This window comes from Streptomyces sp. NPDC047974 (assembly GCF_040653375.1).
Taxonomy (GTDB): Bacteria; Actinomycetota; Actinomycetes; order Streptomycetales; family Streptomycetaceae; genus Streptomyces.
On record NZ_JBEZNU010000005.1, the window covers coordinates 287,559 to 303,734 of the forward strand.

The 16,176-nt window shown below is 73.9% G+C and carries 15 protein-coding genes; 8 read left to right on the forward strand and 7 right to left on the reverse strand.

All coding sequences use genetic code 11. The features are described from left to right. The first annotated feature begins 1 nt into the window (after position 1). Genes AB0E19_RS10645 through AB0E19_RS10665 form a run of 5 tightly spaced genes read left to right on the forward strand, consistent with a single transcriptional unit; the run spans position 2 to position 5,337 of the window. Positions 2–1,294, forward strand: coding sequence for a hypothetical protein (locus AB0E19_RS10645; RefSeq protein ID WP_362176450.1), 1,293 nt, complete (start codon positions 2–4; stop codon positions 1,292–1,294). After that, the gene (locus tag AB0E19_RS10650; RefSeq protein ID WP_362176453.1) at positions 1,291–2,238 is read left to right on the forward strand and encodes a glycosyltransferase family 2 protein; all 948 of its coding nucleotides are present in this window, start codon (positions 1,291–1,293) and stop codon (positions 2,236–2,238) included. Before AB0E19_RS10645 ends, AB0E19_RS10650 begins: the two co-directional genes overlap by 4 nt. Next, positions 2,235–3,440 carry a polysaccharide pyruvyl transferase family protein gene (locus AB0E19_RS10655; RefSeq protein ID WP_362176458.1) on the forward strand — a complete coding sequence of 402 codons (1,206 nt, stop codon included), beginning with the start codon at positions 2,235–2,237 and terminating at the stop codon, positions 3,438–3,440. The genes AB0E19_RS10650 and AB0E19_RS10655 overlap by 4 nt, the downstream gene beginning before the upstream one ends. Next, positions 3,437–3,988 (forward strand): dTDP-4-dehydrorhamnose 3,5-epimerase, encoded by a 552-nt coding sequence (gene rfbC, locus AB0E19_RS10660; RefSeq protein WP_362176461.1) that lies wholly within the window; start codon positions 3,437–3,439, stop codon positions 3,986–3,988. Before AB0E19_RS10655 ends, rfbC begins: the two co-directional genes overlap by 4 nt. An 8-nt stretch (positions 3,989–3,996) precedes the next feature. Further along, positions 3,997–5,337, forward strand: coding sequence for a glutamate-1-semialdehyde 2,1-aminomutase (locus tag AB0E19_RS10665; RefSeq protein ID WP_362176464.1), 1,341 nt, complete (start codon positions 3,997–3,999; stop codon positions 5,335–5,337). A 17-nt stretch (positions 5,338–5,354) separates the two neighbouring features. On the opposite strand, the gene AB0E19_RS10670 is transcribed toward AB0E19_RS10665, so the two are convergent. Next, positions 5,355–6,020: a phosphatase PAP2 family protein gene (locus AB0E19_RS10670; protein WP_362176467.1), complete on the reverse strand. Its 666-nt coding sequence runs from the start codon at positions 6,018–6,020 to the stop codon at positions 5,355–5,357. Between the two features lie 133 nt (positions 6,021–6,153). Between AB0E19_RS10670 and AB0E19_RS10675 the strand changes: the two genes are divergently transcribed. After that, the gene (locus AB0E19_RS10675) at positions 6,154–6,591 is read left to right on the forward strand and encodes an SHOCT domain-containing protein (RefSeq protein ID WP_362176470.1); all 438 of its coding nucleotides are present in this window, start codon (positions 6,154–6,156) and stop codon (positions 6,589–6,591) included. Between the two features lie 77 nt (positions 6,592–6,668). On the opposite strand, the gene AB0E19_RS10680 is transcribed toward AB0E19_RS10675, so the two are convergent. The 5 genes from AB0E19_RS10680 to AB0E19_RS10700 all read right to left on the reverse strand — a co-directional run bounded on the left by AB0E19_RS10680 (position 6,669) and on the right by AB0E19_RS10700 (position 12,892). Then, the gene (locus AB0E19_RS10680) at positions 6,669–8,105 is read right to left on the reverse strand and encodes a cellulose binding domain-containing protein (protein ID WP_362176473.1); all 1,437 of its coding nucleotides are present in this window, start codon (positions 8,103–8,105) and stop codon (positions 6,669–6,671) included. 67 nt (positions 8,106–8,172) lie between these two features. Next, entirely contained in the window at positions 8,173–9,759 is a 1,587-nt protein-coding gene (locus tag AB0E19_RS10685; RefSeq protein WP_362176608.1) for a beta-N-acetylhexosaminidase, read from the reverse strand. Between the two features lie 83 nt (positions 9,760–9,842). Further along, the gene (locus AB0E19_RS10690) at positions 9,843–10,700 is read right to left on the reverse strand and encodes a carbohydrate ABC transporter permease (protein ID WP_362176476.1); all 858 of its coding nucleotides are present in this window, start codon (positions 10,698–10,700) and stop codon (positions 9,843–9,845) included. Beyond that, a complete protein-coding gene (locus tag AB0E19_RS10695; RefSeq protein WP_362176479.1) occupies positions 10,697–11,626 on the reverse strand; it encodes a sugar ABC transporter permease in 930 nt (309 codons plus the stop codon). Before AB0E19_RS10695 ends, AB0E19_RS10690 begins: the two co-directional genes overlap by 4 nt. A gap of 3 nt (positions 11,627–11,629) precedes the next feature. Next, entirely contained in the window at positions 11,630–12,892 is a 1,263-nt protein-coding gene (locus AB0E19_RS10700; RefSeq protein WP_362176482.1) for an extracellular solute-binding protein, read from the reverse strand. Positions 12,893–13,157: 265 nt separating this feature from the next. On the opposite strand from AB0E19_RS10700, the gene AB0E19_RS10705 reads away from it, so the two are divergent. Together AB0E19_RS10705 and AB0E19_RS10710 are read left to right on the forward strand one after the other, a co-directional pair. After that, entirely contained in the window at positions 13,158–14,003 is an 846-nt protein-coding gene (locus tag AB0E19_RS10705) for a GntR family transcriptional regulator (protein WP_362176611.1), read from the forward strand. A 161-nt stretch (positions 14,004–14,164) separates the two neighbouring features. After that, entirely contained in the window at positions 14,165–14,464 is a 300-nt protein-coding gene (locus AB0E19_RS10710) for a hypothetical protein (protein WP_362176485.1), read from the forward strand. 226 nt (positions 14,465–14,690) lie between these two features. Here the strand turns inward: AB0E19_RS10710 and AB0E19_RS10715 are convergent, their stop codons facing one another. Continuing rightward, positions 14,691–16,169: an HAD-IA family hydrolase gene (locus AB0E19_RS10715; RefSeq protein ID WP_362176488.1), complete on the reverse strand. Its 1,479-nt coding sequence runs from the start codon at positions 16,167–16,169 to the stop codon at positions 14,691–14,693. Between the last annotated feature and the right edge of the window lie 7 nt (positions 16,170–16,176).

Here is a 16,176-nt window from a genome sequence, read left to right on the forward strand (position 1 = left end):
GGTGACCACCGGGGAGGAGAAGGAGGCGTCCCCGGCGGGGGGTTCCGGCCGGCGCGCGCTCGCCGGCCGGCTGTCCTGGGGCCTCGCCGACCAGGCGGCCTCCAGCATGACCAACTTCGCGGTGGGCCTCTATGTGGCCCGCTCGCTGGGCCTCACCGCCTTCGGCGTGTTCAGCCTGGCGTGGGTGACGTACGGCGTGGTGCTCAACGTCTCCCGGGGCGTCGCCACCGACCCGCTGGTGGTGCGCTTCAGCGCGGTGCCGGCGGCGTCCTGGCGGGCCGCGGTGGCCCGCTCGTCGGGCGCCGCGCTCGCCGTCGGCGCCGCCGTCGGCGCGGTCTGCCTGGCGGCCGGACTCGCCCTGGGCGGCGGCGTGGGCGCGGCGTTCGCGTGCCTGGGGCTCGCGCTGCCCGCGCTGCTGCTCCAGGACGCCTGGCGGTTCGCGTTCTTCGCCGCGGGCGACGGACGCAAGGCCTTCGTCAACGACGTGGTGTGGGGCGTCGCGCTCGTCCCCGCCCTGGTGGTGGCGGCCCGGGTGGGCGGCGTGGCCGCCTTCCTGCTGGCCTGGGGCGGGTCCGCCGCCGTGGCCGGGGCGTACGGCCTGATCCAGTCCGGCATCCGGCCGCGGCCGGGCGCGGCGCGCGGCTGGCTGCGCGAGCAGAGCGACCTCGGCGGCCGGTACCTCGTCGAGAACGTCAGCCTCAGCGGGGCGGGCCAGCTGCGGGCGTACGGGCTGGGCGCGCTCGCCGGGGTCGGCGCGGTGGGCGCGGTCCGGGGAGCCGAGCTGCTCCTCGGCCCGTTCCTCGCCGTGCTCATGGGCCTGTCGCTCGTCACGGTCGCGGAGGCGGCGCGGGTCCTGCAGCGGGCCCCGCACCGGCTCGGCAGGTTCTGCCTGCTGCTCGGCGGCGGGCAGGCGGCCGCCGCGCTGCTGTGGGGCGCGGCGCTCCTCCTGGTGCCGGACCGGGCGGGCGCCCTGGTGCTCGGCGACGTCTGGCACTCCGCCGCACTGCTCGTCGTCCCCGCGACCCTCGGCGTCGCGGGCGCCGGCCTCGGCACCGGCGCCGCGGCCGGGCTGCGCGCGCTCGGCGCGGCCCGGCGCAGCCTGCGCGCCCAGCTCTTCGCCTCCACCTGCTACGCCGCGGGCGGCCTCGGCGGCGCGGCGGCGGGCGGCGCCGTCGGCTCGGCCTGGGGCGTCGCCGCGGCGACCCTCGGCAGCTCGGCCGTGTGGTGGCTCCAGCTGCGGTCCGCCCTGCGTGAGCACGACCGGAAACCGATCCGTGAAGTGAGGACCTCATGACCGCTGTCCCCCGGCTGAGCATCGGCCTGCCCGTCCACAACGGCGAGGAGTACCTCGCCGAATCCTTCGACGCCCTCCTCGGCCAGACGTACGGGGACTTCGAACTGGTCGTCTCCGACAACGCGTCGACCGACGGGACCGAGGAGATCTGCCGCGACTACGCCGCGCGCGACCCGCGCGTCCGCTACCTGCGGCTCGCCCGCAACATCGGGGCCGCGCCGAACCACAACCACGTCTTCACCGAGTGCCGCGGCGAACTGTTCAAGTGGGCCTCGCACGACGACCTGTACGCCAGGGACCTGCTGCGGCGCTGCGTGGAGGCCCTCGACGAGCGGCCCGAGGTGATCCTCGCCCACGCCGACCAGGCCGTCATCGACGGCGACGGCCAGGTGAAGGTCCCGTACGCGTACGGTCTGGCCACCGCCTCCCCGCACGCCCCCGAGCGGTTCCGCAGCATGCTGTTCGAGCCCGGCGGCGACGACTTCTACGGCGTGATCCGGGCCGACGTGCTGCGCCGGGTGCGGCCGCACGACAGCTACCACCACGCGGACCGCACCTTCGTCGCCGAGATCGGCCTCAACGGCCCCTTCCACCAGGTGCCGGAGCTGCTGTACTTCCGCCGCGACCACCCCACCCGCGCCGAGCGGGCGAACCCCTCCAAGCGGTCCCGCTGCGTCAACCTGGACCCGCGCCGGGCGGGCCCGCTGCACCCGACGCCGCGGCTGCTCGCCGAGTACGTGTGGGGGTTCGTCGCGGCGATCCGGCGGGCGCCGCTCTCCTCCGCCGACCGGCGCGCCTGCTACCGGCACCTGGCGGACTGGGCGGCGAGCCGGGCGCGGCCGGGCGCCGGCGAGCGGGTCGAGGACCGCGCCCCGGTCGACCCGGAGCTGCTGACCGTCTCGGTCGACGAACTGGTCGCCGGCCGCGAGGGAAGGCGGCGGTGACCCCCGTGCGCGTCGGCGTGTTCGGTCTCCTGGGCTCCGGGAACCTCGGCAACGACGGCTCCCTCGAAGCCGTCCTGCGGTACCTGCGCGCCGAGCACCCGGCGGCGGTCGTCGACGCGCTGTGCGGCGGCCCCGAGGCCGTCGCGGCCCGGTTCGGGATCCCCGCGACCCGGCTGCACTGGTACCGGGGCGAGTACCGGACCGCGTCGCGGGCGGGCGCGGTCGCCGGGAAGGCGCTCGGCAAGCTCGTCGACGCCGTCCGCACCGCCGCCTGGGTGCGCCGGCACGACCTGGTGATCGTGCCGGGCATGGGCGTCCTGGAGGCCACGCTGCCGCTGCGGCCGTGGGGCTTCCCGTACTCCCTGTTCCTGCTGTGCGCGAGCGGCCGGCTGCTGCGCACCCCGGTCGCGCTGGTCGGTGTGGGCGCGGACGCGATCGCCGAGCGGCCGACCCGGTTCCTGGTCCGCTGGTCGGCGCGGCTCGCCGCGTACCGCTCCTACCGGGACGGGCTGTCCCGGGACGCGATGCGGGCGATGGGCGTGGACACCACGGGCGACACGGTCCACCCCGACCTCGCGTTCGCCCTGCCGGCGCCACCGCCGGGCGCGCCGCCGGGTCCGGTGTGCGTCGGCGTCATGGACTTCCACGGCGGCAACGACGACCGGGCCAGGGCCGGGGAGATCCACCGCCGGTACGTCGAGGAGACGACCCGCTTCGTCCGCGCCCTGGCGGCGGAGGGCCGTCGGGTGCGGCTGCTCACCGGCGACGCCCGCGACGCGACGGTGGTCGCCGCGATCCTCGACGCGGTCGACTCGCCGCTGGTCACCGCCGCCGGGGCGGAGTCGCTCGCCGAGCTGATGGCGGAGACGGCGGCGGCCGAGGCGGTGGTCGCGACCCGCTACCACAACCTGGTGTGCGCGCTGCGGACCGGAACGCCGACGCTCGCCGTCAGCTACGCCGCGAAGAGCGACGCCCTGATGGAGGACATGGGCCTCGGGGCGTACCGCCACCCGGCGCGCGAGGTCGACGCCGACCGGCTGCTCGACCGGCTGCGCGCACTGGAGAAGCACGCGGCCGAGGTACGCCGGACGCTCGCCGAGCGGAACGCCGCCGCCGCCCGCCGGCTCGACGCCCACTTCGGCGCGCTGACCTCGTCCCTGTTCCCCGACCGTCCCGTCCCCACCTCCCGAGAGGCACGATGAAAGCGACCCACGTCCCGGAGATCGCCGGCGCCCGTCTCTTCGAGCCGACGCCGCACACCGACGAACGCGGCTCCTTCTGCCGCACCTTCGACGCCGAGGTCGTCCGCTCGGCGGGGATCGACCCGGACGCCTTCGTCCAGGACAGCCTGTCCCGTTCGGTCCGGGGCGTGGTGCGCGGGATGCACCTGCGCTCGGGCGCCGGCGAGGCGAAGCTGGTGCGGTGCTCGTACGGCCGGGTCTTCGACGTCGTCGTCGACCTGCGGCCGGACTCGCCGACGTACCTCGGCCGGGTCTGCGTCGAGCTGTCCGGCGAGACGCAGGCGACCCTGTACGTCCCCGCCGGGTGCGCGCACGGCTTCCAGGCGCTGACCGGGCCCGCGGACGTCTCGTACCGGATCGACCGCCCGCACGACCCCGCCGAGGACGTGACGATCGCCTTCGACGACCCGGAGCTCGGCATCCCCTGGCCGCTGCCCGTCACCTCGGTGTCCCGGCGCGACCGTGAGGCCCCCGGCCTCGCCGACGTCCTGAAGCGGCTGGGGAGTTGAGGCGGGGGATGGACACCGAAGAGCGGGACTCCGGGGAGTTCGCGCTGCCCCGGTCGCGGGCGGCGAACGAGCGCCTGCACCACCTGATCCCGGGCGGAGCGCACACCTACGCCAAGGGCGACGACCAGTACCCGGAGCATCTGGCCCCGGTCATCAGCCACGGCCGCGGCGCCCACGTCTGGGACGTCGACGGAAACCGGTACGTCGAGTACGGCTCGGGCCTGCGGTCGGTCAGCCTCGGCCACGGCCACCCGCGCGTGGTCGAGGCGGTGCGGCGCGAGCTGGAGCGCGGCGGGAACTTCGTCCGGCCGTCCGTCGTGGAGATCGAGGCGGCGGAACGCTTCCTGGCCACCGTGCCCACGGCGGACATGGTGAAGTTCGCGAAGAACGGCTCCGACGCCACCACGGCCGCGGTCCGCCTCGCCCGCGCCGCCACCGGCCGCGCGCGGGTGGCCGTCTGCGCCGACCACCCCTTCTTCTCGGTCGACGACTGGTTCATCGGCACCACGCCCATGGCGGCGGGCGTCCCCGCCGCCACCACCGACCTCACCGTGCGCTTCCCCTACGGCGACCTGCCCGCCACGGAGGAGCTGCTCAGCCGGTACGAGGGCGAGATCGCCTGTCTGATCCTGGAACCCGCCACCCAGACCGAGCCGCCGCCCGGCTACCTCGCCGGTCTGCGCGCCCTGGCCGACCGGCACGGGTGCGTGCTGGTCTTCGACGAGATGATCACCGGGTTCCGCTGGTCCGAGGCGGGCGCCCAGGGCCTGTACGGCGTCGTCCCCGACCTCTCCACCTTCGGCAAGGCGCTCGGCAACGGCTTCGCGGTCTCCGCGCTCGCCGGCCGCCGGGAGCTGATGGAGCGGGGCGGTCTGCGCCACTCCGGGGAGCGGGTCTTCCTGCTGTCCACCACGCACGGTGCGGAGACCCATGCACTGGCCGCCGCGATGGCCGTGCAGCGCACCTACACGGAGGAGGGCGTCACGGACCGGCTGCACGCCCTCGGCGAGCGGCTCGCCACCGGGGTCCGCGAGGCCGCGGCGGCCATGGGCGTCGCCGACCACGTCGTCGTTCGGGGCCGGTCCAGCAATCTGGTCTTCGCCACGCTCGACGGGGACGGCCGGCCGTCCCAGGAGTACCGGACCCTGTTCCTGCACCGGCTCCTGGCGGGCGGCGTGCTGGCCCCGTCCTTCGTGGTGAGCGCCGCCCTCGACGAAGCCGACGTCGACCACACCGTCGACGTGGTGGCGCAGGCGTGCGCGGTGTACCGGAAGGCGCTGGACGCGGGCGGCCCGGCACCGTGGCTCACGGGCCGGCCGGTGAAGCCGGTCTTCCGCCGCCTGGCCTGACCGCACCTGGCGACCAGTCAGCCGCGTTTCCCCGCAAGGGAGTCGGAAAGGAAGTCGACCGTCCCGGCGACCGCCGGGACGACGGCGAAGGCGGTGCACCAGCCGCCGAGGACGTCGGTCGGGTAGTGCGCGTCCAGCACGATCTGGGCCCAGCCCATGACGGCGCCGCCCGTCACCCCGGCGGCGAGGACGAGCGACAGGCCGGCCGTCCGGCCGAGGCCGAGCCTTCCGCTCACCAGCAGCGCCACGACCAGCGCGAACGCGGTCAGGAAGGCGGTGTGCCCGCTCGGGAAGGCGAGGTACCCGCCGTGGATGGTCCGCCCGACGACGGGCTTGAGCAGGGTCGTCGCGGCCACGGACACGCCGACCGCGCCGACGAGGAGCACGGCCGCGCGGGGCCTGCGCGCCACCAGGCAGCCCAGCACGCCGAGCGCGACCAGGCCCGCCGCCCCGGCGGGCTCTCCCAGGAAGTCCGCCGCCTCGGCGAACTCCCGCCACGACGCCCCCGTGTCCCCCAGCAGGCCCCGGACCCGGACGTCGACCCCACCGGGCCCGCCCACGCCCCCGTACCGGGCCCCGAGCACGGCCACCGCCAGGGCGGCGAGCCCAGCGATCGCCGCCAGCCACCCGCGTACCGGCCCGGGCAGCACCGCCCGCCCCGGCCCCGCGTCCGCCCGTCCCATCGCGAACCCCCTCCCCCGCTCCCCGTCCCGCCCACACTAGCCACCGTGCGGCCCGGCGGCCGCCGGTTCTCCGCGCGACAGACGGCGCACGGGAGGTTACGGTCGATAAGCCGTATAGCGACCGGAGACGACCATGTACCTGGCCTATGACTATCCGCTGCTCAGCGTGTTCTGGAGCATGCTCTGGTTCTTCCTGTGGATCCTGTGGTTCATCCTGCTCTTCCGGATCATCATGGACATCTTCCGCGACGACGACATGAGCGGCTGGGGCAAGGCCGGCTGGATGGCCTTCGTCATCCTGCTGCCGTTCCTCGGCGTGCTCGTGTACGTGATCGCCCGCGGCAAGAACATGGGACGCCGCGAGATCGCCCAGGCACGGGCCCAGCAGCAGGAGTTCGACGCGTACATCCGCAAGACGGCCTCGGGCGAGGGCGAGCGGCGCAGCAGCGTCGACGAACTGGCCCGGCTCTCCGAACTGCGGTCCCGCGGCGACATCACGGACGAGGAGTTCGCCCGGGCGAAGGCCCTCGTCCTCACCGACGACCCGCCCGCGGGCGCGAAGGCCGCCTAGGGAGTGTCCGACCCTGGGACGTCGTCGGGCGGGGCGGGATCCGGTGTGGCGGATCCCGCCCCGCCTTCGCGCGTGGGTCAGGAGGCGGGGACCTCGTCGACGAAGGTGGTGCCGGCGGCGCGCAGGGCGGCGAGCTCCGTGGCGACCTGGGCCGGGGTGAGGACCCGGTCCTTGACGTGCAGGACGTAGTCGACCTGCTGGTCGTAGGCGCGCGGCGCGGTCGACGTCAGGCCGTCGAGGTCGATGAGCCACTGGTTGAAGTTGATGGACATGGGCCGCTCGGGGAGGTAGGCGGCGTCGTGGGTGCCGAAGACGGCGCCGTCGACGTAGTAGGTGATCGTGCTGTCGTCGATGGTCACGACGAGGTCGTGCCAGCCGGCGAAGCTCCGGCGGCTCTCGCTGTGCTGGTTGACGGCCTGCCAGGGGTCGGGGTCGTAGGTCTCCCAGGAGGTCGTGTACAGGATGTTCGCGGGCTCGCCCCAGCCGCCGTTGGGGAGGTACTCGAAGTCGTACTCGGCGTAGTCGTCGGCCATCGGGGCCTTGAGGTCGTTGATGGTGAAGAAGGTCTGGACGACGCGGTCGCCGTCGGGGCCGTACTTCGGCGCGTCGGAGAACCTCACCCGGGCCGCGTAGGTGCCGTTCTTGAACTTGGTGGCCTTGGTGAGGACTTCGGTGTGGGTGGTGGTGGAGCCGGTGCCCGCGCTGGAGGTCTCCAGGTTCATCACCGTGGTGCCGCTCTGGTCGACGAAGGTCACCTTGGAGGGGTCCCAGGCGGCGCCGGGGACACCGGGCCCGCCGGAGTCGGAGCGGACGCTCCAGCCGTGGGAGGCGAGGGCCGGGTCGGTGTGGGAGGTGTAGGAGAAGTCGTCGAAGAGGACCTCTCCGCCGCCCGTCGGGGGCGTGGTGGGCGGGGTGGTGGGCGGGGTGGTCGGCTCGTTGCCCGCGGGGGCGGTGCCCCACACGGTCACCCCGGCGAGCTGCGCGGTCACCTTGGACCAGTCGGCGTAGGAGGCCGGGGCGCCCTGGAAGGAGTAGTCGTCGCTCTGGTTCAGGGTCTGCCAGTCGGACCGGTGGAAGCGCAGCTGCATGTCGCCGGTGTCGGCACCGGGTGCGAGCGAGCCGGCGGCGGAGGTGAAGCCGATCTCCAGGTAGCGGTCGGCCGTCGCGGTGGGGTTCGCGAGCGTGCCGAAGGTGCCGGTGACGGCCGAGCAGCCCTTGACCGCCCACGAGCAGGCGAAGCGGTAGGCGGCGGTCGGTGAGTCGGCCTTGAAGTAGTACCGGATCCTGACCTGGTTCAGCGCCACGGCGGTGGTGCCGGTGTTGCGCACCTTGAGCCAGGGCTCGCTCTGGTCGGCGGTGGCGCCCGACGCGCTGGTGCGGTACTGGACGGCGAGGCCGTCGCCGGGGGCGGCGGAGGCGGTGGCGAGGGGCAGGGCGGCGAGGGCGGCGCTGCCGGCGATCGCGGTCAGCGCGAGGGCCGCCCGGGTGCTGCGGCTCGTGGCACGGGTGGTCATCAGACGGATTCCTTCCGATCGCTCCCGCCGTCGGCGGGAGGGTTCGCGGGGGTGGTGCGCGCAGGCGTCATGCGGGGGCGGGTGCCGCCCGGTCCGGGAGGGTGTCGTGCGGGACGCCGAGCGCGGTGAGCCGCGCGCGGTGCCCGTCCATCCGGGCACGGAAGCCGGGCCAGTCGCGGTCCGGGTTCCACACGCGGTCGGCGAGGGCGCACAGGCGGGGGTAGGTGAGGTACTCGACGTGGTCGGGCGTGGGGACGAACTCGGTCCACAGCTGCCCCTGCGCCCCGAGGACCTTCCCCGCGGGTTCCGGCGCGCCGTGGGGCGGCAGCAGGTCGAGGTCGTACACGGTCCGCAGGCCGAGGCTGTGGCCCGGCTGGGCGGGCGGTTCCCCGGGGCCGGGGCCGCGGGCGTAGTCGAAGTAGACGCGGCGGTGGTCGGCGAGGACGACGTCGTGTCCCCGGCGTGCCGCCGCCCAGGCGTGCTCCGGGGTGCGCCAGCTCATCACCGTGCAGCCCGGGGGCGGTGCGGCGCCGTCCTCGGCCCAGACGACGGGGCGCCGGCCGGCCCGCAGGACGTGGTCGGCGGTCCTCTCCAGGAACCAGCCGTGCAGGTCCCGGGGGCCGGCGAGTCCCTCCCGTGCGGCGCGGGCGATGGCCGCGGGGCTGGACTCCCATTCGACGGTGGGGACTTCGTCGCCGCCGATGTGGACGTACGGGGAGGGGAAGACGTCCATCGTCTCGTCGAGGACGGTGCGGAAGAAGTCGAGGACGTGGTCGCCGACGCCGAGCACGTTGGCGCAGACGCCCCAGTGGGTCCAGACGTCGAGGCGGCGTTCGGGGCGGTTGCCGAGCGCGGGGTAGGCGGCGAGCGCGGAGCGGACGTGGCCGGGCACGCCGATCTCCGGTACGACCGTGACCCCCCGGGCGGCGGCGTACGCGACGAGGCCGGCGAGTTCGGCGCGGGTGTACGAGCCGCCGTGGGGGCGGCCGTCGAAGCGGTCGCTGCCGGCCGGGCCGACCATCGATTCCGCACGCCGGCCGCCGACTTCGGTGAGCCGCGGATAGGCGGCCACCGGCATCCGCCAGCCCTGGTCGTCGGTGAGGTGGAGCTGGAGCACGTTCAGCTTGTGCAGGGCGAGGAGGTCGACGAAGCGGTGGAGGTAGGAGACGGGCTGGAAGTGCCGGGCGACGTCGAGGAGCATGCCGCGCCAGGGGTGTGCGGGGACGTCCGTGATCTCGACGCCGGGCAGCTCGATCGCCCTCGCGGGCCGGCCGGCGAGGGCCTCGTACGGCAGCAGTTGGCGCACGGTCTGCACGCCGCGCAGGAGGCCGGTGGGGCGGGCGGCGCGCAGCAGCACGCCGTGGTCGGCGACGGTGAGTCCGTACCCCTCCTCGCCGAGGCCGGTGAGCGCCGGGTCGAGGGCGAGGACGAAGGTGCCGTCGTCGGCGTGGTCCAGGCGCAGCCCGGTGGCGGGGGTCAGATAGCCGCGCAGGAGGTCGGCGGCCCGTTCGGCGCCCGGCGCCACGCGCAGGCGGGTGGTGGTGTCGAGGCGGAAGCGGCCGGGGCGGGACGAGAGCCGGCCGGGGCGGGGGACGAGGGCGAGGGCGAGGTCGGGGCGGGGGCGGGAGGGGTGGGGGCGGGAGGGGTGGGGCAGGTCCACGGGGTTCGTCTCCGGTGTTCTGCGGGGGCGGGCGGCCCGCGCGGCGCGGAAGCGGCGGGGTGGTCGTGTCGTGTCGGTCAGCCCTTGACGCCGCCCGCGGTGAGGCCCGAGGTCACGTGGCGCTGGAGGGCGAGGAAGACGATCAGGGCGGGCAGGGCGAAGAGGGTGGAGGCGGCCATGGTCGCGCCCCAGTCGGTGCCGAAGGTGGTCTGGAAGGAGGAGAGCCAGACGGGCAGGGTGCGGCTGTCCTGCTGTTTGATGATGAGGAAGTTGGCGTAGGTGAACTCGTTCCAGGCGGTGATGAAGCCGAAGAGCGAGGTGGCCATCAGGCCCGGTGCGAGCAGCGGGAAGGCGATCCGGCGGAAGGCGCCGACGCGGGTGCAGCCGTCGACCTGGGCCGCCTCCTCCAGTTCGGGCGGGATGCCGGCGATGAAGCCGCGGAGCACGACCACGGTGAACGGCAGGGTGATCATGAAGTAGACGAGGGTGAGGGTGGGCAGCCGGTCGAGCATGTTCGTGTCGCGGGAGATGATGTAGACGGGGATGACGAGGGACTCCCACGGCGCCATCTGGGCGATGAACACGGCCAGCATGAACGGGCGGCGGCCCCGCCAGCGCAGCCGGGCGACGGCGTACGCGGCGCCGAGCGCGACGACCAGGGCGAGGAGCACGGCGCCGAGGGTCACCAGGGCGCTGTTGCGCCAGAAGAGGGCGAAGCCGTCGGCCCGCACCGCGGTGCGGAAGTGGTCGAGGGTCCATTCGGCGGGGATCAGGCGGGGTTCGTACGACTGGAGGTCGCGGGACGGCTTGAAGGCGGTCGCGACCATCCAGTAGACGGGGAAGAGGCAGGCCGTCACGGTCAGCGTGGCCGCCGCGTACAGCGGGGTCCTGCGGAGGAGGACGCGCCCGGCGGCGGTCCTGCGGGTCGTGGTCACAGGTGCTCCCCCTCCTGGCGGAACAGTCGGCGGAAGGAGAGGACGAGGACGCCGCTCATGAGCAGGAGCGTGACCATGGAGGCGGCGGAGCCGAGGTCGTAGCGCTGGTTGGCGAGCGCGGTCTGCACGGCGTAGACGGGCAGGATCGTCGTGGCGTCGCCCGGGCCGCCGCGGGTCGTCACCCAGATCTGGACGAAGGCCTTGAAGGTCCAGATCACTTCGAGGGAGACCACGAGCACGAGGATCGGCCGGACGAGGGGGAAGGTGACGGAGCGGAAGATCCGCAGGCCGCCGGCGCCGTCGAGCCGGGCCGACTCGTAGAGCTCCCCGGGGACGGTGGTGAGGGCCGAGTAGAGGGTGATGGCGGCGAACGGGACGGACTGCCAGACCACGAGGACGACGAGGATGGTGAAGGCGGCGCGGCCGTCGGCGAACCAGGTGTACCCCTCGAAGGAGCGGAGGCCGAGGTCGGTGAGGGTCTCGTTGACGATGCCGAACTCGGAGTGGAACAGCCACTGGAAGACGGTGGTGGCGGCCACGACGGGCACCGCCCACACCAGCACCAGCGAGCTGAGGACGACGGTCCTGCCGATCCGGCCGAGGCGCTCGGTCATGAGGGCGACCAGGGTCGACACGATCATGATGGCGACGACGTTGACGGCCATGAAGAGGAAGGTGCGGCGGACGACGTCCCAGAAGACCGGGTCGGCCAGCAGGGTCCGGTAGTTGCGCAGTCCGACGAACTCGGCGTCGCCGCGGATCAGTTCGCGCAGTCCGAAGTCCTGGAAGGAGATGAGCAGGGCCCGGCCGAAGGGGTAGAGCAGGAGGTAGAGCATCCCCAAGACGGCGGGGGCGATCAGGAGGTACGGGCCGGGGGCGAGGGGGCGGCGGGTGCGCCCCGCTCGCCGGATGGCGGGAGTGGTCATCCGTCAGGAGCCGCTGCTCAGGGTGGTGGTGATGGACTGGGAGGCCTGGGCGGCCGCGGCGGCGGCGTCGCGTCCGGTGAGAACGGCCGTCATGTAGTCCTTGACGGGGTTCTTGGCCTCGACGGCTGCCCACTGGGGCGTGTTGGGGGTGGCGTGTCCGTTGGCGGCGCCGACGGCCATGGCCGCCGCGCCGGGGTCGGAGGCCACGGCGGTGGCGAGCGTGGTCTTGTTGGGGACGTAGCTCATGGCGAGGGCGAGCTTGGTCTGCCAGGTGTCGCCGGTGAGCTCCTTGATGAAGGTGTACGCCTCGTCCTGGTGTCTGGCGACGGCGGGCACGACCAGGTCGGAGCCGCCGGTGAAGACCGCGCCGGGGCGGTCGGCCGTCTTTCCGGGTATGGGGAAGAACCCGAGCTTGCCCTGGAGCTCGGGGTTCTTCTGGGCGATGACGTTCGCGCCGCCGGGGGTGGCGATGACCTGGGCCGTCTGCCCCTGGGCGAAGACGTCGGCCTGGAGGGGGCGGGACTCGTCGGAGTCCTTGGGCCCCTTGCCGAGTGCCTGGAGCCGCTTGTAGAACTCCATGGCCCGGATGGCCTCGGGGCTGTCCAGGCCGCCCTTCCATCTGCCGTCCTCGTGGACGGCGAGGTCGCCGCCCTCGTCCCAGACGAAGCCGGCGAGGGCGAACCAGTTCTGGCCGGGGAGGTAGATGCCCTGGACGCCGTCCTCGTCGAGCTTCTCGGTGGCGGCGAGCCACTGGTCCCGTGTCTTGATCCGGGTGGCGTCGACGCCGGCCTTCCGGAAGAGGTCGGTGCGGTAAATGACGACGCGGTTGGCGGCGTAGTAGGGGATGCCGTACTGCTTGCCCTCCCAGGCGCCGGGCTCGGCGAGGCCGTCGAGCCAGAACTCGCCGCCGAGGTCGTCGACCTTGCCGGTGAAGTCGGTGAGTCCGCCGCTCTGGGCGTACCGGGCGACCTGGGTGTTGCCGACCTCGATGACGTCCGGGGCGTCGTTGCCGGCCAGGGCGGCGGTGACCTTCTCGCCGATGCCCTCCCACTCCTGGATCTGGACGCGGACGTCGATCTCCGGGTGCGCCTTCTCGAAGGCGGTCTCGAACTCCTTCCGGAAGGCCTCCGAGACGCTGTCGCGCATCAGCCAGACGTCGAGGACGGTGGATCCGCCGGCGTTCGCGTCGTCTCCGGACGAGGAGCAGGCGACGAGTCCGGTGCTCAGCAACAGGGCGCCGAGCAGGGCGAGGGGGCGGTGCTTCACGGTTCACCTCGGGGCGTGAGAACGGGGAGGAACAGGGCAGACCCCGAGTTGACCACTTGACCTGTCAGGGGTTTACCAGTTGACGCGAGATGAAGGTGGCATGGACCAATGTCGCCGTCAACCCCCGTAACACAGCCCGCATTTCGCCCGGCTTCCGGGAAAGAGCGAGCAGAGCGCCGGACCCGTGGGCATCGTTGAAAGCTGACCAGTAGACCAGTTATGGTTGACCAGCGAACACAACGTCCCGACGACGAACGAGAGCCCCATGGAGATCGACGCGGCAGCCTCCGGCGCGATGCTCAAGCGCGAGCGGGTCCGCGACGCGATCCGCGAGCTCATCGAGGCGAGGCGCCCCGGCGACGCCATCCCGTCCGAGCGCGCCCTCTGCGCCGAGCTGGGCGTGTCACGCCCCACCCTGCGCGCGGCCGTGGACGAACTGGTCGTCGCGGGTCTGCTGGTCCGCGAGCACGGCCGGGGCATGTTCGTCGCGGCGGAGAAGATCACCCAGGAGCTGGTCTCCGACCGCAACGCCTTCAGCCTCCCGCAGGCCGGCGGCGTGTGGACCAGTCGACTCCTCGAATTCCGCACCCTCCCGGCGGGCGCGCGCGTCAGCCGCAAGCTGCGGATCTCCCCCGCAGCCGAGATCCTCTACGTCGCCCGCCTCCGGCTCGTGGACGGCTCCCCCATGGCCATCGAGCACCTCCACGTCCGGGCCGACCTCGCTCCCGGCCTGACCAGCGAGGAGCTCGAACAGGGCGACCTGTACGAGCACCTCCGCGACCGCCACGGCGTCCGGGTCAGCGAGGCCGTCCAGTCCATCGAGCCCACCGTCGTCACCCGCGCCGAGGCCGACCTCCTCGACGTCCCGGAGCTCTCCCCCGCCCTGCTCTTCGAGCGCCTCACCACCGACAGCCGGGGCCGCGCGGTGGAGTACGTCCACTCCCTCTACCGGGGCGACCGCTACCGCATCGTCTCCCGCCTCACCCTCAACACCGCCGACGACCACCCCGAGGCGGAGCAGGGCCACCACCCGGGCATCCCGCCCGGCGACTTCACCACCGGCGACCCGGTCCCCTTCTCCACCCGGGGCGTCGTCCAGCACCACGCCTGAACCGCCGGCGACGGGAGACGTCAAGGACGGACTCCTGCCGGCGGGTTCCGCTCATCCAGGAGAGTGAAACCACCCGGCTGAAGTGGATCTTGGCCGGGGCGGCCCGGTAGCTGTGGTGCGAGCCCGCGCCGATGCGGGATCTTCTGTGCCGAGGATGTCCCATGCGTACACGAGCAGTTCTGATCTCCCTGGTCGCCGCGAGCGCGGTGCTCGGCCCGGCCGGCTCCGCCCAGGCCGCCACCGGCGACGTCGTCGTCTTCTCCACCGAGGTCCAGCCGCTGGACGTCTACCGGGACCCGTCCGGCTGCCAGCGGCTGCCCACGGTCGCGCACGTGCTGAACAACCAGACGGACGGCCCGGTACGGATCTACGGCAACCCGTTCTGCGTCGGCCCGTCGGTGGTCGTCCAGCCCGGTCACGGCACCCATGTGCCCGGCGGCGCCGGATCGTTCTCCGCCTGACCGCGCCCCTGCGTCAGCGAGCCCGCCCGCCGTCACTCGATCCGGTCATGAAGGCACGGAATCGGGCTTCCCGGGGGCGGGCGCCCACTACGGTGGGAACCACGGAGGGAGGGGCCGACTGGTCGTTGGACTCCCGATCCTCCGGTGCCCCACACCCTTCGGGGTGTGGGGCACAACGCTTTCCGAGGCCAGGGACGCCTTCCGAGGCCAGGGACGCCTTCCGAGGTCAGTAGGCGAAGGTCGTCACCACCGCCGCGTGGTCGGACGGCCACTCGTTCGCCGCGACGTCCGGCCAGGGAGCCGGAGTGCCCGTCACCAGCGTGCGGGAGTCGAGGACGCGCAGGCCCCGGGCGTTGTGCAGGACGTAGTCGATGCGGTCCTGCGGCTCCGGGCGGCCGGAGTGGGGGCCCTGTTCCGGGTGGACGGGGTGGATCGGCGACCAGGTGTGGCCCGGTGCGCGTACGGGATCGGGGTGGGCCGCCCGGTAGCTGTCGTGGAATCCGGCGTCCTCCGCCGCCCGCGTCACCGGCCAGGCCACGTCGGGCCGGTCCAGGTGCGAGGGCGCGTTGAAGTCGCCGACGAGCACGACCGGGCGCTCCTCCCCCGCCGCCCCGGCGATCCGGTCGAGCGCGTCCCGCATCTGGGCCACGCGGACGGACTCGTGGGCGATCAGCTCCTCGGCCGGCAGGCCGTCGAGGTCCGCCTCGTACGGGCCGTACGGGGTGGAGTGCAGGTGGGCGGTCCAGACGTCCACCTCGTGGCCGTCGGCGATCCGGAGGCGGACGCCGGACGCGCCGTAGAAGCCGACGTCCGGGTCGCCGAGGCGGGCGGTGATCGGGTGACGGCTGAGCACGCCCAGGTTCTCGCCGGCCCGGTGGTGGTGCCAGCCGAGCGCCTCGGCGAGCTCCTGGGCCGCGGTGCCCGCGGTCTCCTGGAGGCCCACGACGTCCGCGCCGGAGTCGCGGATCACCGCGAGCTGCTTCGCCCGGGCGTCCTCGACCCGGGCGCCGCCGAGCCACAGGTTCCAGGTCATGACGGCGAGGCGGCGGGCCGCCATCTCCCGCAGTCGCTCCGGGGTGACCTCCGTGAGTCCGTCCAGGACGGTACGGCCCGGTGCCGCCGCGATCGGGGTGACCGAAGGGACCGCGAGGACCGCGCAGCCCGCCGCCTCCGCCGAGGCGACGCCGGTGGGGGTGTCCTCGACGGCGACGCAGCGCGCGGGGGCGACGCCGAGGGCGGCGCAGGCGGCGAGGTACGGAGCCGGCTCGGGCTTGGTGCGGGGGGTGTCGTCCGCGGTGACCGAGACCGTGAACCCCGGTGCGCCGAGCGCCCCGAGGGCGTCGACCACGAGGTCGGCGACCGCCCGTGGCGAGGCCGTGACGAGGGCGGTCGGCACCCCGTCGCGGGCGAGCGCGGCGAGCAGGGCGAGCGCGCCGGGGCGTGGCACGACCTCGGCCCGGACCCGGTCGGCGAACTCGCGGTGCAGCGCCGCCGCGAGCGCGTCGGCGGAGGCCGCCCGGTCCGCCGCCGTGGCCAGCCAGGCCGCCGTGTGCTCGACCGGACGGCCGAGGACGTGGGGACGGTCGGCCTCGGTCAGCGGGCGGCCCGCCACCTGTTCCACCGCCTCCCACCACAGGCCCTCGGTGTCGACGAGCGTGCCGTCCATGTCGAAGAGGACGGCTTGCAGGGGGAGTTCGGTGGTCACGCTGTTC

Coding starts and splice junctions, on each gene's coding strand:
- AB0E19_RS10670 (WP_362176467.1), bottom strand. CDS start 6,020: ATGGGACGGGCGGACGCGGGGCCGGGGCGGGCGGTGCTGCCCGGGCCG.
- AB0E19_RS10675 (WP_362176470.1), top strand. CDS start 6,154: ATGTACCTGGCCTATGACTATCCGCTGCTCAGCGTGTTCTGGAGCATG.
- AB0E19_RS10705 (WP_362176611.1), top strand. CDS start 13,158: ATGGAGATCGACGCGGCAGCCTCCGGCGCGATGCTCAAGCGCGAGCGG.
- AB0E19_RS10710 (WP_362176485.1), top strand. CDS start 14,165: ATGCGTACACGAGCAGTTCTGATCTCCCTGGTCGCCGCGAGCGCGGTG.
- rfbC (WP_362176461.1), top strand. CDS start 3,437: ATGAAAGCGACCCACGTCCCGGAGATCGCCGGCGCCCGTCTCTTCGAG.
- AB0E19_RS10680 (WP_362176473.1), bottom strand. CDS start 8,105: ATGACCACCCGTGCCACGAGCCGCAGCACCCGGGCGGCCCTCGCGCTG.
- AB0E19_RS10695 (WP_362176479.1), bottom strand. CDS start 11,626: ATGACCACTCCCGCCATCCGGCGAGCGGGGCGCACCCGCCGCCCCCTC.
- AB0E19_RS10650 (WP_362176453.1), top strand. CDS start 1,291: ATGACCGCTGTCCCCCGGCTGAGCATCGGCCTGCCCGTCCACAACGGC.
- AB0E19_RS10665 (WP_362176464.1), top strand. CDS start 3,997: ATGGACACCGAAGAGCGGGACTCCGGGGAGTTCGCGCTGCCCCGGTCG.